We start from the raw sequence: 15057 nt of genomic DNA, 5'->3' as shown, positions 1-15057 counted from the left end.
CCATTTGACAGCATTAGACATACAATGTGGCGAAAGCCCAGAATGATGTCTTTTATACAACGGTTAAGGAGCGTGACCCAGGTGGATGAAAAAAAAGCGGCTATCATCAAAAAAACAAAAGAATATGGCATCATAAAAGACCCACAATGGCTTGACCGCCCGGATGAGCTAGTACCATTGTGGGTCATGCTTGAAGCTATTTTAGAAGTGATCGAACGGTTTGATCCGCCTAATCGCCCTTTTGATTAGTGTCCGTAATAGGACGAGTGAGCGTGCTCGTAATAAGATCATTCTTCTCTACAGGGAATATTAATTTCCCTATCGCTTTGCGATCCTCAATTGGAGCTTTCTCAGAGAGAGCTGCAAGCTTAGCTCCAGATGCGGTTATGGCTACGATCTCTTTCGCTTCTTTGCAATAATGGGCAGCCACAAGCGCTGATCCATTCGGACGAACTCGCTTGCCTTCCTTAAATTCAAAGGTTTGAACGCCCTTGCCGCCCCGGCCTTGAATCGGATAATCGAGCAGAAGGGATCGTTTGGCAAAGCCGATATCCGTAATGACGAGTATTTCGCCTTCATCCTCTGCAACCCATTCCGCGGCGATAAGCTCGTCTCCATCCTTAAGCTGTATGCCTCTTACACCAGTAGCCACTCTACCCATTGGATTTACTTCCGTCTCCACAAACCGGATACTCATCCCAAGCTTCGTAACGAGCAGAATATGTTTAGCGCTGTCGCTGAGAACGACACGAATAATTTCATCGCCATCACTTACCTTGCAGGCTGCGACAGCCGTTGATCTTGTCGTTGCATATTCCTTAAGCTCTGTTCGTTTAACCTGCCCCCGCTTCGTTACAAATACGAGTGAAGCGGTCGATGCTGCTATATCTTTAATCGGTATGACGCTTACGATTGAATCATCCTTCGGAATCGGAACCACATTCACGATTGCTGTTCCCGTATCCTTCCACTTAAACTCAGGAATTTGATGGACAGGCAATAAGTAATATTGGCCTTTGCGGGTGAACAATAGAAGATTATCGATCGTATTGACCTCAAGCAGATCTCGAATAAAGTCACCGCCCTTGACGCCGGAGCTTTCCAGTTCTCCGCCTGATCTCGTAAAGGAAAGCATGCTGGTCCGTTTCACATAACCATCGTTGCTAAGCGTAACCAGAACATCCTCGGACGTCACCATTACCTCAAGATTAACCTTAAGCTCCTCAATTTCTCCTCGCAGATCAGAACGGCGATCAATACCGTATTTGGTGCGAATTTCGGTCAGCTCATCCTTTATCACGCCGATCAGCTTCTTGTCGCTTGCCAAAATTGACTTTAAGTAAGCAATTTTTTTCTGAGCTTCCTTCAGCTCTTTCTCAAGCGTTGTAATTTCCAAATTCGTTAAGCGATATAACTGCAAGGTTAGAATCGCATCCGCTTGACGCTCCGTAAAGCCATAAGTTGCAATCAGGTTCTCTTGCGCATTGGCGCGGTTTTTGGATGCTTTGATCGTTGCAATGACTTCATCCAATATATTGAGTGCTTTTACAAGCCCTTCTACAACATGTGCACGGTCTTCAGCTTTCTCCAGATCGTACTTCGTGCGGAATGTGACAACTTCCTTCTGATGCTCGATGTACGCCGACAGGATTTGCTTTATTCCAAGCTGCATTGGCGCTTTGTTCACAATGGCTACCATATTGAAGCTATAAGCAACTTGCAAATCGGTTTTCTTAAACAAATAGGCAAGTATTCCTTGCGCGTCCGCATCTTTCTTGAACTCCACCACAATTCGTAGACCATTGCGTCCGCTCTCATCGCGCACTTCCGCTATGCCTTCTACTTTCTTCTCGATGCGGATGTTCTCCATCGCTGTAACAAGCCGAGACTTAACGACCTGATAAGGAATTTCTGTAATAACGAGCTGCTGCTTGCCGCCGCGCATATCTTCAATCGCTGTCTTGCTTCGAATATAGATTCGCCCTTTGCCCGTAGCATAAGCATCACGAATACCTTCTTCACCCATGATGATTCCGCCAGTTGGGAAATCGGGTCCCTTCACGTAAGCCATCAGCTCTTCAAGCGTCATCTCAGGACGCCCCATTAGGGCGATACAGGCATCGATGACCTCTCTAAGGTTATGGGGCGGTATTTCCGTAGCAAAGCCGGCAGAGATGCCGCTGGTCCCGTTGACGAGCAAATTGGGATACCTCGACGGCAGTACAACCGGCTCCTTTGTCGTATTATCGAAATTATCCTTAAATTGAACAGTCCGTTTCTCGATATCACGCAGCAGTTCCATCGCGATCGTCGATAAACGTGCTTCCGTATAACGCATCGCTGCAGCGGGATCGTCATCCTGCGAGCCCCAGTTTCCATGTCCATCTACTAAAGGATGCCCCATCTTCCAAGGCTGAGCCATCCGAACCATGCCTTCATAAATCGATGAATCGCCATGCGGGTGATAGTTACCCATCACGTCACCGACCGTTTTGGCCGATTTGCGGTATTGCTTATCCGGTGTATTGCCAGAATCGTACATCGCGTAAAGGATACGCCGCTGCACGGGCTTCAAGCCATCTCGAACATCAGGAATCGCCCGGTCCTGAATGATATACTTTGAATAGCGTCCGAAGCGATCTCCTACTACTTCCTCAAGAAACGCTGGCAAAAACTGTTCCAGCATACTCATATGTCAGCCCCCTATTCCTCATATTCCATAAAGTCGACATTCTCGACAATCCAGCGTTTACGCGGATCGACCTTATCTCCCATAAGGGTCGATACTCTCCGCTCGGCTTTCGCGGCATCCTCGATTTGAACTTGAAGCAGCGTTCTTTTCTCAGGATCCATCGTCGTTTCCCACAGCTGATCGGGGTTCATCTCGCCTAGCCCTTTATAACGCTGCAGCTCATAGTTTTTACCGAATTCCTTCAAATAGTTTTGGAGCTGCTCGTCCGTCCATGCATAACGAATCGTCTCCAGCTTACCTGATTTACGAGTTAATTTATACAATGGCGGTTGAGCGATAAATACGCGTCCCAAATCGATTAATGGCTTCATATAACGATAAAAGAAAGTAAGCAGCAGCACTTGAATATGAGCGCCGTCTGTATCTGCATCCGTCATGATAATAATTTTATTATAGTTGCATTCTTCTGCCACAAATTCGGAGCCGACGCCGGCGCCGATAGCGGAGATAATCGCTTTATATTCATCATTTTTCAATATATCAAGCAGCTTTGCCTTCTCCGGATTCATCGGCTTGCCTTTGAGCGGGAGCAAAGCCTGATATTTCGAATCTCTGCCCTGCTTAGCTGAACCGCCTGCAGAATCGCCTTCCACGATAAACAGCTCTGTACGCGTATAATCCTTGGATTGAGCTGGCGTAAGCTTGCCGTTCAGGTTAGAGCTCTCGCTCTTTTTCTTGCCGCTGCGAATTTCCTCGCGGGCTTTGCGCGCTGCTTCGCGCGCTTTCGATGCTTGCAGCGACTTCTTAAGCAGCATTTGGGCTACTTGCGGATTTTCCTCAAGAAACACTTGCATTTTGTCCGAAACAATCGCATCTACTGCGCTTCTTGCAGATGAGCTTCCGAGCTGATCTTTCGTCTGGCCGACGAATTCCACCTCAGACATCTTAATATTGATGACGACCATCATGCCTTCACGAAGGTCATTGCCCTCAAGATTCTTGTCTTTTTCCTTAAGCATAGCAGCTTTGCGTGCATAATCATTCATGACCCGAGTATAAGCGGTTTTAAAACCAGTCTCATGGGTTCCGCCGCCGCGTGTAGGGATGGAGTTAACGAACGAAGCAATGGTTTCGGTATAGCCGTCATTATATTGCAGCGCAATCTCAACCTCTATATCATCACGTTCGCCAGCAAAATGAATGACATCATGCAGCACAGTCTTGTCCTCATTCAAAAATTGAACAAATTGCCGCGCGCCGCCTTCATAATGGAACTCATCATGCTTGCCGCTGCGGTCATCTTTGATCGATACCTTCAGTCCCGAGTTCAAAAAAGCAATTTCCTGCAGCCGCTCTGCTAATGTGTCGTAGCTAAGGTTTGTCCCATTCTGAAAAACACGGCCGTCAGGTTTAAACGTAACCTTCGTTCCCGTGCGATTTGTTGTACCGATAATTTCCAGGCCGCGTACGGGTTCACCGACATGCTCCTTGCCCGCTTCGTCTACCCAATACTCGAAACGCTGTCTATGAATTTTGCCATCGCGATAAATATCTACCTCAAGCCATTCGGACAATGCGTTAGTAACGGATGCGCCAACGCCGTGCAAGCCTCCTGACTTCTTATATCCGCTGCCGCCGAACTTGCCTCCTGCATGCAGAATCGTAAAAACAACTTGTGGTGTCGGTATACCGGTCTTATGCATGCCGGTAGGAATGCCCCGTCCATTATCATGAACCGTTACTGAACCATTCTTGTGCAACGTAATATCAATAGCCGAACAAAATTTAGCTAAATGTTCATCTACCGCATTATCAACGATTTCCCAAACCAAATGATGCAGTCCAGAGCTGCTTGTACTTCCTATGTACATGCCCGGTCTTTTGCGAACTGCGGTCAAGCCTTCAAGCACTTGTATGTCATCGGCCTCGTAATTTCGGTTTGCGGCCGCTGTATTTGCGAAGAGATCTGTTTGCTCCGTCATGAGCGTCCCCCAATCTGTAGTCACGCGTTTCCGTATCTTCAAGCTATTTTAATTCAAAATGTCCTGTTTCGTAAAGACTTCAAAGCAAATGGCTGCTGCAAAAGGCCCCTATCAAGTAAGCACAATTAGAGATTTCGGAAACGATTGTCCCTCATTTACGTTCGGTGTCCCCAGCCAAAATAACTGTACAGCATCGAATTCACGGCGAACCATTATATTAACGATGAGCTGATAATAATGCAACTGTTACGCGGCACCACTCCGAATACTGTTCAATAAGCTATAATACCGTTTTCGATAATTGTTCTTACCACATAGTTGTGATAATAACATTAGGCAGACTCACTAACAACGGTTCTTGAAAACAAATTTGATTTCTAACTATAATTGTCCCACTAAATCGAATACTTTGCCAGTTGCAAGCAAGCGACCGAAATAATAAATGGCATTCTGTCGAAATGATATTGTAACTCAATTCATAAATAAACGCTGTTCTTATATAAGCTTCGACCACAGAACAAACGGTTAAACACAGACAATACAACCAATTGCATAAAGGAGCTCCACAAGGATACGCTGTTAGCATGTTTTGCAGTTTAATCGGATTTATGTATGATAGCATATATTTATCTCATAATTAACCACTTCAAACAAGCGTTAAAGCTGGTATTTCGGGATTGAAAAGTATTTCGGGATTGAAATAATGGTTTATTTTATTGTTCAAATTATGAGTACAGCAGGAGGCAACATGGGTATTAGGGAGGGATAAAGTGAGGTACTGCAAAACAAGAAGCGGAATGAAGTCTACTTTCTTTCACATCCTCATTATCCGTGAAGCTGTTGCTCAATAGCGCCAGATGGTATACCATAAATACTTAATTGTAATGTATGGATAAACCCTTCACGGATAAAAGAGGTATTCAAATGAACCCTATACAGCGTATAAATTGTTTGAAATGCAAACATTATTATGTGACATGGGACCCTAAATCCCCTAAAGGCTGCAAAGCCTTTGGATTCAAGACACAACAAATGCCAAGCAGCGTTGTATTATCATCCTCAGGCAATCCCTGTATGCATTTTGAAGAAAAGAAGACATCCTCCACCTAATCCTGCTATTTATGCTTAGACCAGGATGGATCACTATTGTCCAGCAAATAAGCAAAATCATTTTCTAACCGCTTCTGTTCCTGCTTCTTCTTCTCTTCCTCCTGCTTGCGAATTTCCTCTTTCTTATTGGCCTCGGTCTGCTTCATTTCCTCTGCTTGCGCTTTAAGCTTGCTTACAATCTCAGGATTAAGCAGCTCATTTAGCAATACGGGGTTATCTTTTTCAGCTTTGGAAGATTGCTGAGATTGCTGCTTTGCTGGATGCTGGTTCGTTTGTTTGCGTTTCTTGGCCATCGTCGTTCTACTCCCTCGTTTTTAAACTGAACTTCTGATTCAACACATCTAAATGCCTATTTATTTAACAATTAATGATCATATTCGATATAAAGAGCTTCAGCGGCAATGCGAGCCGTGTGGCGCGCTTGCTCGACATCTGACGCCGTGCTGAGCGCAACGGCCATACGACGGCCTACCTTCGTCTCCGGCTTGCCGAATAGACGAACCTGCACGTTAGGAACAGCCAAAGCCTCCTCAATACCGCCAATTCGGAATGAAGAGGACTCACGATCCGCTTTCAGCGTATGAGAAGCGCCTGGCGACAGCAAACGAAGCGTTGGAATAGGGAACCCGAGAATCGCGCGCACATGAAGCGCAAATTCGGATAAATCCTGCGTTGCCATCGTTACCATGCCTGTGTCATGCGGACGCGGAGAAACCTCGCTGAAGAGTACGCCATCCTGCGTAATGAACAGCTCAACGCCATAAATGCCATAGCCCCCAAGCTCATCCGTAATTCGCAACGCAATTTGTTCTGCTTGCGCGATTTGCTCCGCTGACATTTCATGCGGCTGCCAGGATTCGATGTAATCGCCATCCTTCTGCACATGACCGATCGGCGGGCAATAGCTCGTACCGGATACAGATCTTACAGTCAGAAGCGTGATTTCGGATTCGAATGTGATAAAGCCTTCTACGATAATGCGCTGCTTCTTCGCTCGGCCGCCCTCCATCGCATAGCTCCAGCAGCTCTCCAGTTCCGCCTCTGATCGGCATACGCTCTGTCCTTTGCCTGATGAGCTCATTATCGGTTTGATTACGCACGGGAAACCAAGCTCGGCTGCCGCCTGCGTCAGCTCTTCGAGCGAATCCGCAAACCGATAAGGAGCAGTTGGAAGCTCCAGCGTCTCTGCAGCAAGGCGGCGAATTCCTTCGCGGTCCATCGTTAAGCGTGCTGCGCGAGCCGTCGGAATAACGTGATGTCCTTCCTGTTCCAGCTCCAGCAATGTTTCTGTTGCAATCGCTTCAATCTCAGGAACAATATAATCAGGGCGCTCCTGCTCAATAATTCGCCGGATCGCTTCTCCGTCCAGCATGTCTGCCGTATAGCTGCGATGGGCAACCGCCATTGCTGGTGCGTTCGCATAACGATCTACTGCAATCGTCTCGACGCCTAATCGCTGAGCCTCCAGAACAACCTCTTTTCCAAGCTCGCCAGAGCCTAGAAGCAATAATTTACGAGCATTTGATGTTAATGGTGATCCATACATAACGAAAGAGAACCTCCTGGAAGCAAGCCGACTTCTCTATCGCATCTGAACATAATGTGCAATAGAGCGTCGGTTCGTTTTTTTCTTCCATTGTGGAGGTTCCCTATGCAAAAATCAACTTTTTTCATGAATTGTTTCTAAACAAAACGGTATTGCGCTTCAATCAAGCCGTTATAAACACCGCGATGCGCGATCAATGATTCATGATTTCCTTGTTCAACAATTTGACCATGATCGAGCACAATGATTTCATCCGCATGGCGAATCGTAGACAAACGATGTGCAATCATAAACGAAGTACGGCCGGCTAGCAATATTTTGAGCGCCTCTTGAATTTTCAGCTCTGTTTCGGTATCAATGCTTGCCGTTGCTTCATCTAGAATTAGAATTTGCGGATCGGCTAGCAGCGCACGAGCGAAGGAAAGCAGTTGACGCTGACCCATGGAAAGCACATTGCCCCGTTCCTCAACCTGCGTGTCATAGCCGTCAGGCAGACCCATAATAAAGTCATGCGCATTTACCGCTTGTGCTGCTTTTACAATCTCAGAATCAGTAGCGTTCAGTCTTCCGTACCGGATATTGTCCCGAATTGAACCCGAGAAAATAAAGGTATCCTGCAGAACGATGCCGACCTGAGAGCGCAGGCTTTCAATTGTTATGTCGCGAATATCAATGCCGTCAATAAGGACGCGGCCCTCTACCGGATCATAGAAGCGGCAAAGCAGGTTAATGATCGTGCTTTTACCGGAGCCAGTATGGCCGACTAGCGCTATCGATTGTCCCGCTTTGACATCTATCGTCACATGCTTGAGAGCTGGTCTGCCCTTCTCGTATTCAAATACGATGTCGTCGAACTTCACATCGCCTTTAATTTTCGGCAAGGCTTTCGCGCTGTTTAATTCGCCTACAGTCGGCTCTTCATCAATAAATTCAAATATGCGCTCAGATGAAGCCATTGCAATGAGAAGCTGTGAATACATTTGTCCTAAACGGTTGATAGGGTCCCAGAAGTTGCCGATGTAGTTCGCATAACCAACAAGCAGCCCTACTGTGATCGCCCCAACTTGAATCAAATGAGTACCGTACCAGAATAGGATAAACGTACCGATAGCCGCTGTAATCTCAATGACTGGGCCTAATGTTTGGTTAAGCGCTGAGGCTCTGTTCCATGACTTGAGATTATCTGTATTCATATGATCGAAAAAGCCCATATTATCTCTTTCCTGCACATATGCCTGTGTAACCTTCATGCCTTGAATGCTCTCATTCAGGTGAGAGTTGATCCGAGACTGCCTCATCCGAACATCCTGCCAACCAGTACGGATTCTTTTGCGCAGCGTCGTCGATACAAGGAACATAAGCGGAACTGTAATCATAATGGCGAGTCCGAGCTTGAAATTCCATACAAGCAATATAATAACGATACCGAGCAGCTGGACACAGTCCATGAGAAGGTTGACAACACCATTCGTGAACAGATCCTGCAGTGCATTAACATCATTCGTCACCCGAACGAGCACCGAGCCGGCTGGCCGCTTATCATAGAAGCGAAAGCTCAGCTTCTGAATATGCTGGAACAAATGATTTCTTAAATCATAAATAACCTTTTGGCCGATAATGCTTGTGTGCTTGATACGGTACGCGTTGGACGCCCATTGGATAATGTATAGAATGAGCATGAGCGATCCAATTGTGATCAGCTTCGGTATGCTTGTATCTCCATTCTTAGGAGCAATCGCTTCATCAATCGCTAGAATGACAAGCGCAGGTACGCCGAGTCGAGTCATCGTTCCTAGAATCATCATGAAGATAACCGGCCGTAATTCCTTCGTATAAGGCTTCATGTACATAAATAAGCGGCGTAATTGCCCCCAGTTAAACGGCTTTTCGATCAGCTCGTCATCCTGGTAGATGAAGCGTGCATTCTTATTCGTAGCCTTAGCTTTGCTGCTTGCGCTCATTATATAGTACTCCCTTTCCGAACATGCGCTTGCAAGGCCGGAGTGGCTGCATCAAGCGGATAGTCTGCATATTGAATGTTGTAAGTTTCACGATAAGGTCCTTGCTGCACGATTAATTCGGCGTGCGTTCCACGCTGTACGATATGTCCTTCGTCAAGCACGATAATTTCATCTGCATGGCGAAGCGACGAAATGCGGTGCGCGATAATAAATGTCGTACGTCCTGCCATAAGCTCCTTGAAGCCTGCTTGGATTTCATGCTCGGTTTCCATATCGACCGCACTTGTCGCATCATCCAGGATAAGAATCCGAGGGTTTTTAATTAAAGCCCTTGCAATGGCGATCCGCTGCTTCTGGCCTCCTGAGAGCCCCATTCCTCGTTCGCCAACAATCGTATCGTAGCCAAGCGGAAGCTCCATAATGAAATCATGTGCTTTCGCGAGCTTAGCTGCATGCTCAATCTTCTCATCCGTAATATCGCGAATGCCGTAAGCAATATTGTCGCGGATAGACGCTGAGAACAGGAACGTTTCTTGGAATACAGGAGCAATTATACGACGCAGGCTGGCGACATCAAGGTTGCGGATATCAATGCCGTCAAGCGTGATTTTGCCATTTTTAACATTGTAGGCACGCATTAATAATTGAATGATCGTCGATTTCCCTGCGCCTGTCGCACCAAGGAACCCGATGACCGAGCCAGCAGGCGCATCAATTACAATATCGGTTAGTGCAGGTGATTTGTCCGGATAATTGAACGTAACATGATCGAAGCGGACATGCCCCTTCACACTGTCGCTGTTCAGTTCAATCGCATTTTCTATATTTTTGACATGGACATGCTCGTTCAGAAGGCCTAGAACTCGTTCACCTGACGCCTTGAACTGCGTGTAGTTGTTAATTTGAAAGCCAAGGCCCCACATCGGTCCAATAATATACCAGATCAAGCTGAAAAACGCGACGAATTCGCCCAGCTTTAGAGATTCATTAATGACGAGAATACCGCCAACTACAAGCAGGATGACAGCGCTTAAATTTGCGACAAGCTCCATAATTGGAAAATACTTCGCCCAAATTCTAGCTGCGCCGACCTGATTCGTTTGATAAGCTTCGCTTCGCACCGAAAACTTGGATACCTCGTGCGTTTCACGCGCAAATGACTTAACTGTGCGAACGCCTGTAATGTTTTCTTGAACCGCTGTTGTTAAATTACTCATGGCTTGACGCATTTCGCGGAATGCAGGATGAATATTTTTCTCGAAGCGAACCGCCGTGTAACCCAGTATTGGAATCGTTACGAGCGTAATGAGTGTAAGCTGCCAATGAATGTACAGCATCATTGCTCCGCCGAACACGATCATGAGCACCATGTTCAAAATTTGTGCAAAGCCAAAGCCGATAAAGTTCCGAATACCCTCTAAGTCTGCTGTCAAGCGAGACATGAGATCGCCCGTCTTCGCTTTGTCATAGTATTGGAAGGACAATGTTTGCAGCTTTTCGTACAAAGCATTACGCATACGATATGCAACCTTATTGCCTAGACGTCCTCCAAAAAATCCATGCAGAAACTGCATACATCCTTTAAATGAAACAACTACTACAACGGTTAATGCGACCATCGGAACCAAATCATACTTCTCTGGCCCAATTACATCATCGATTAAATATCGAAGTAAATTCGGATAGACAAGTCCGAGCGCCGTCGCGCACATTAAGCAAATGATCGAGGAGAACATAATTTTTCGTTCCGCCCAATAAAATGCTTTCAACTGCCTTAATACGTCCAAGTAAATCCATCTCCCCATATCTATTTTATAAGTATGAATGAATATTATCAGCATCGGTCAGGTGGAGCAAACGGTATAAATATGCATATATGTGAGTGAAACCGCTTAAACTGCCGAATTGGAAAATGAAAGAGGGTATTACTCCCAATTGGTCACGAATCGTGACATATATGTGCCAATTGCTCACTTTTTGCACAGAAACACACAATATAAAAAAATGCTTTTGCAAGGCAACTACTCCCTGCAAAAGCATTCAGCTTTAAATGAGATCATATGTTTGATAATCGTTTACATTTAGAGATCAATGAACGCCGTATAAAGCTGTTTCAATTCCTCCAAATTAGCGGTGCCCGAAAGTGAATTTCGTTTGCCTTCCGCATAAGCAAGCATATCTTTCTTCAGATGGTTTCCAGCTCCGTAAGCGGCTGTTTTCCATATATCTTCATATAGAGCCGTCCAAAGAAGAGTTTGCTCACCTATCCAGCTGTTCAATGAAGGAGCAAGAAGAGCTTCCAGCTCCTTGCGAAGCAAGGCTTTGCCGTCGCTTTCGAAGAAATGGCGAGGCGATTTAAATCGGCTCCACAGTAGCTTGGCATCAATCGTGTCCGCTTCCCATGCTGCTGGTTCATCGGGAGTAGGGAGCGCTGCTGCTGTATATGGCACAGCACTGTATGAAGCAATCGAAGCTTCAAGCCCTTTCGCGGTGCTGTCATATTGCTTCCCAAGCAAAGTGTGTACGCCCCTCTCCATGCGCAGAGACGTCGCAAGCATTTCCTGTGCGAGCTCATGCTGGATGGAACGCTGAAGCTCCAACCAGGAGGTCCAGATCGCTTTGCGCAAATCACGTCCGTCATCCTGCAGAGAAGAAGGATTAAATGCCAAATTGTAAAACTCGCCGAAGCGGTACTGAAGCCGCTGTACGACATAATATAGAAGCTCGCTAAGCTCCTGCTTTAACTGCTCAGGCATCATTCCGCCTTGCAAGGCGGCTATGCTCTCATCGGCTTGCTTCACGGCTAGATGAAGCTCAGCAAGCTCAGCTTCTCTCACCGCGGCATTGCCTTCAGCGCTCTTTAGCCAGCCGGCTAAGGTAGCTGCTGCACGCTGCAAGTCCTGTTCCGCCGCATCGATTGCAAGTCGTCCAAGATCATTCTGAATAAAGGATAGGAAAGATTGCTCAAACGCTTCAATACCCGAACGCTCCAGCAGCTCTGCATTCCCATCAACTTTCCCGTCAAGCGCTTGAAGGCTTGATACAGGGAACAGACGGGGATTGCGAATCGCATGCTGCAGCAGATTCGATTCCACATGCTTTAACACGCCTTCAAGCTCTTCCTGATCAGCTGCTAAGTCAGCGGCATTGACTAGGAAAAACATTTTGTCCAGCTCAAACTGATCCTTCACCCGTCCTAGCTGCATCAGAAACTGTCGATCCGCTTGGGAGAACGCGTGATTGTAATATGTTACGAACAGGACGGCATCCGCATTCTTAATATAATTAAAGGCTACTCCTGTATGTCTCGCATTGACAGAGTCCGCTCCCGGCGTATCCACCAGCACAATTCCTTGCGCGGTTAGAGCGCAATCGTAATGAAGCTCGATTTCGCTGACAAAGCAAGAACGTGATTCCTCCGCTACATATCGCTCGTATTCTGCTTGATCCACCGACAGCTGCTGACCGAGCAGCGCTTCATGCTGCTCCCAGCCAGCACGGGCTGCGCGCAGGAAGCTGTAATGCGGACGGCCGCCAGCCACGATAGAATCGGGGGACAGACGGTCAATCGCCCGCATTAGCGCTGCCGCGTCCGGAAGCTTAGTCGCAGCGGCATCCTCGCCGAGCAGCGCTAATGAATAGCGCACATCGTCCTCGATAGCCGCGCGCGACTTCATCACGATGCGTGCGGTGCCATGCCCGTGCTCAGCCGTAGGCGGCACGAGTCGGTTGATCGCTGCGGTCGTCGGATTCGGTGAGACCGGCAGCACCGGCTCACCGATCAGCGCGTTCGCAAGCGATGACTTGCCGGCGCTGAAGGCGCCGAACAGCGCGATCGTAAAGCGGCTGTCCTTCAGCCGCTTAGCTTTGCCCTGCATAGCCTGCGCAGCCGCCGCCATCGCCGCATGCGGCTCCAGCAGCTCTGCCGCGCTCGCTAAGCGCGCCGCTGCGCGGTGCTGCTGCGCAAGTGCGGCTCCGCCGCCGAGAGCGCTCTGCCCTGCGGCAGCGCTTCCGGCAGCGGCGCCCATGCCGCCGCTCGCGCGCGTCTTCGCCGCCGCTCGCACAGCCTTGGCCGCTTCAGCGGCTTCGCCAGCTGCCGCAGCAGCGGCACCCCGCACCGGTGCTTCGCCCGGCGCCGGCAAGGCCGGCCTTGCCGGCGCATGCGGCATCGCAGCTGCCAGCCGCGCCTCATGCTGCGCAGCTTGCTCTGTCAGCGCTGCGAGCGCATGAAGAGCATTAGCCTGCGCGCCAAGCGCCGCAAGCTGCTCTCGCGCCCGTGCGGCTTCTGCTTCGCCCGCCGCCGTGGCGAACTCTGTCAGCGCATCAATCAGCTCAAGCGCGCGCTGACGATAAACCCCTTTCACATCCGCGGCCAGATCGCGGGAATACGTCATCGTATATTCATTCCCGATGACTGCTCCAGCCTTGACACGCTCCACGAGCCAGTCAGACTCAGGCAGCCAGGCCAGCTCACTAGCTAAAGCTGCTTCCAGCTTCTCGCCATCATAGCCGATACGCTCCGCCTCGACCCGAAGCAGATGCTTCACATGCCAATCGATAGATGCGCTGATCAGGCTGTTCAGTTCCTCACGGAATACTTGCAAGCGCCGCTCCTGCTCAGCCGCTGTCTTAGCCCCCGCGAACAAAAGGCCAGTCTTAAAACCTGGTTTACGGCTCTCTAGGAAGGACTGAGCCAAATCACGCAAACCCGCAGGCGTTATATTGGCATTGTCGAGCAGCTTTTGAAGCTCTTTGCTTAAGTTGGCACGATAAACTTCATTCTGTTCCTCAACTTTGCTAATAAATGATCGTAATCCAGCTATTTCACTCGTTATGAGAGCAGCTTGTTCATCTCCTCCAGCCAGATCCAGCAGCCGATCACGTTCAGGCTCATTGTGATGATCGCGCCATTTCACATGCTCCGCTGCCAATTGCCGCAGCGATGCGTCAACACTATACGCGCAAAGCGGCTCTCGAAGCTCCTTCAATTGATTCAGCAGCTCCAGCAGCTGTTCCCATTCCTGATGCGGATGCTCCGGCTCGCGCGAAGTCAAATATACGATCCCTGCCGGCTCCAAGTGCCAAGCATGGAACGCATCCTCAACGCTCTTGCGATAACTTGCGAATGTAAGCTCCCGCTCACGATGTTTGTCAATTTGATTAACGATAAAGTATAAGGGCTTTCCCCAATCCTTCAACTGCTTCGCGAATGAGAAATTAATTTCGGATTGCACATGATTATAATCCATCACATAGAACACGACATCAGCAAGATGCAGCGCCGATTCCGTGGCCATTCTGTGCGCGTCATCGGTTGAATCAATTCCCGGCGTATCAAGCAGCACCGTATGATTCCCCAACGTATCGCTAGGATAAATAATAGATACAGAAGTAAATTGTTCGCCGTCTACGCAATAGCGATCCAGCTCATCGATCGGAACCTCGGCGTTGACCGCAGCGCCGTCGCGCATAATCTCGACAGCCGCATAGGCCCGTTCACCGCCTCGAATCGAAACAACGTTCGCACTTGTCGGAATCGGACTGGAAGGCAGCAGCTTTGCCCCACATAACCGATTGATTAAGGTTGATTTACCCGCCGAGAAATGTCCACAAAAAGCAACAGTAAGCCGACCATCGGTCAGCTTACTGTCAAGTTCTTGTGCTTGCTTTGCATGTAATGTATCTCCAGCAGCTTGCATGATGCCAGCTGCCTCGAATATAGCTCCCGCTATGCTTTGCACCGTCACTTCAGTCATCTGGCTGCTC

At 48.3% G+C, this 15057-nt stretch carries 8 protein-coding genes; 1 reads left to right on the top strand and 7 read right to left on the bottom strand.

The genetic code is table 11. From position 1 onward, the window contains the following. The first annotated feature begins 81 nt into the window (after positions 1–81). A complete protein-coding gene (locus CEF13_RS28775) occupies positions 82–249 on the top strand; it encodes a hypothetical protein (protein ID WP_166742836.1) in 168 nt (55 codons plus the stop codon). On the opposite strand, the gene gyrA is transcribed toward CEF13_RS28775, so the two are convergent. The 7 genes from gyrA to CEF13_RS11880 form a co-directional block, all read right to left on the bottom strand. Then, the gene (gene gyrA, locus CEF13_RS11915; protein ID WP_102710886.1) at positions 230–2692 is read right to left on the bottom strand and encodes a DNA gyrase subunit A; all 2463 of its coding nucleotides are present in this window, start codon (positions 2690–2692) and stop codon (positions 230–232) included. The genes CEF13_RS28775 and gyrA overlap by 20 nt on opposite strands. Before the next feature lie 11 nt (positions 2693–2703). Further along, entirely contained in the window at positions 2704–4674 is a 1971-nt protein-coding gene (parE, locus tag CEF13_RS11910; RefSeq protein WP_102710885.1) for a DNA topoisomerase IV subunit B, read from the bottom strand. Between the two features lie 1115 nt (positions 4675–5789). After that, the gene (locus tag CEF13_RS11900) at positions 5790–6077 is read right to left on the bottom strand and encodes a DUF3886 domain-containing protein (RefSeq protein ID WP_102710883.1); all 288 of its coding nucleotides are present in this window, start codon (positions 6075–6077) and stop codon (positions 5790–5792) included. A 71-nt stretch (positions 6078–6148) separates the two neighbouring features. After that, the gene (purT, locus tag CEF13_RS11895) at positions 6149–7330 is read right to left on the bottom strand and encodes a formate-dependent phosphoribosylglycinamide formyltransferase (RefSeq protein WP_102710882.1); all 1182 of its coding nucleotides are present in this window, start codon (positions 7328–7330) and stop codon (positions 6149–6151) included. Between the two features lie 137 nt (positions 7331–7467). Continuing rightward, positions 7468–9291 (bottom strand): ABC transporter ATP-binding protein, encoded by a 1824-nt coding sequence (locus CEF13_RS11890; RefSeq protein ID WP_102710881.1) that lies wholly within the window; start codon positions 9289–9291, stop codon positions 7468–7470. Further along, complete coding sequence (locus CEF13_RS11885) at positions 9291–11078, bottom strand: ABC transporter ATP-binding protein (RefSeq protein WP_102710880.1); 1788 nt, start codon at positions 11076–11078, stop codon at positions 9291–9293. The genes CEF13_RS11890 and CEF13_RS11885 overlap by 1 nt, the downstream gene beginning before the upstream one ends. A 294-nt stretch (positions 11079–11372) precedes the next feature. Continuing rightward, positions 11373–15047: a dynamin family protein gene (locus CEF13_RS11880; RefSeq protein ID WP_102710879.1), complete on the bottom strand. Its 3675-nt coding sequence runs from the start codon at positions 15045–15047 to the stop codon at positions 11373–11375. Between the last annotated feature and the right edge of the window lie 10 nt (positions 15048–15057).

The sequence above is a fragment of the Paenibacillus castaneae genome (assembly GCF_002884445.1).
Classification (GTDB): Bacteria; Bacillota; Bacilli; order Paenibacillales; family Paenibacillaceae; genus Pristimantibacillus; species Pristimantibacillus castaneae.
This window is presented reverse-complemented; position numbering and strand designations above follow the sequence as displayed.

Excerpts from the sequence above, each read along its gene's own strand:
- purT (WP_102710882.1), bottom strand. The coding sequence starts at position 7,330 with ATGTATGGATCACCATTAACATCAAATGCTCGTAAATTATTGCTTCTA.
- CEF13_RS11890 (WP_102710881.1), bottom strand. The coding sequence starts at position 9,291 with ATGAGCGCAAGCAGCAAAGCTAAGGCTACGAATAAGAATGCACGCTTC.
- CEF13_RS11900 (WP_102710883.1), bottom strand. The coding sequence starts at position 6,077 with ATGGCCAAGAAACGCAAACAAACGAACCAGCATCCAGCAAAGCAGCAA.
- parE (WP_102710885.1), bottom strand. The coding sequence starts at position 4,674 with ATGACGGAGCAAACAGATCTCTTCGCAAATACAGCGGCCGCAAACCGA.
- CEF13_RS11880 (WP_102710879.1), bottom strand. The coding sequence starts at position 15,047 with ATGACTGAAGTGACGGTGCAAAGCATAGCGGGAGCTATATTCGAGGCA.
- gyrA (WP_102710886.1), bottom strand. The coding sequence starts at position 2,692 with ATGAGTATGCTGGAACAGTTTTTGCCAGCGTTTCTTGAGGAAGTAGTA.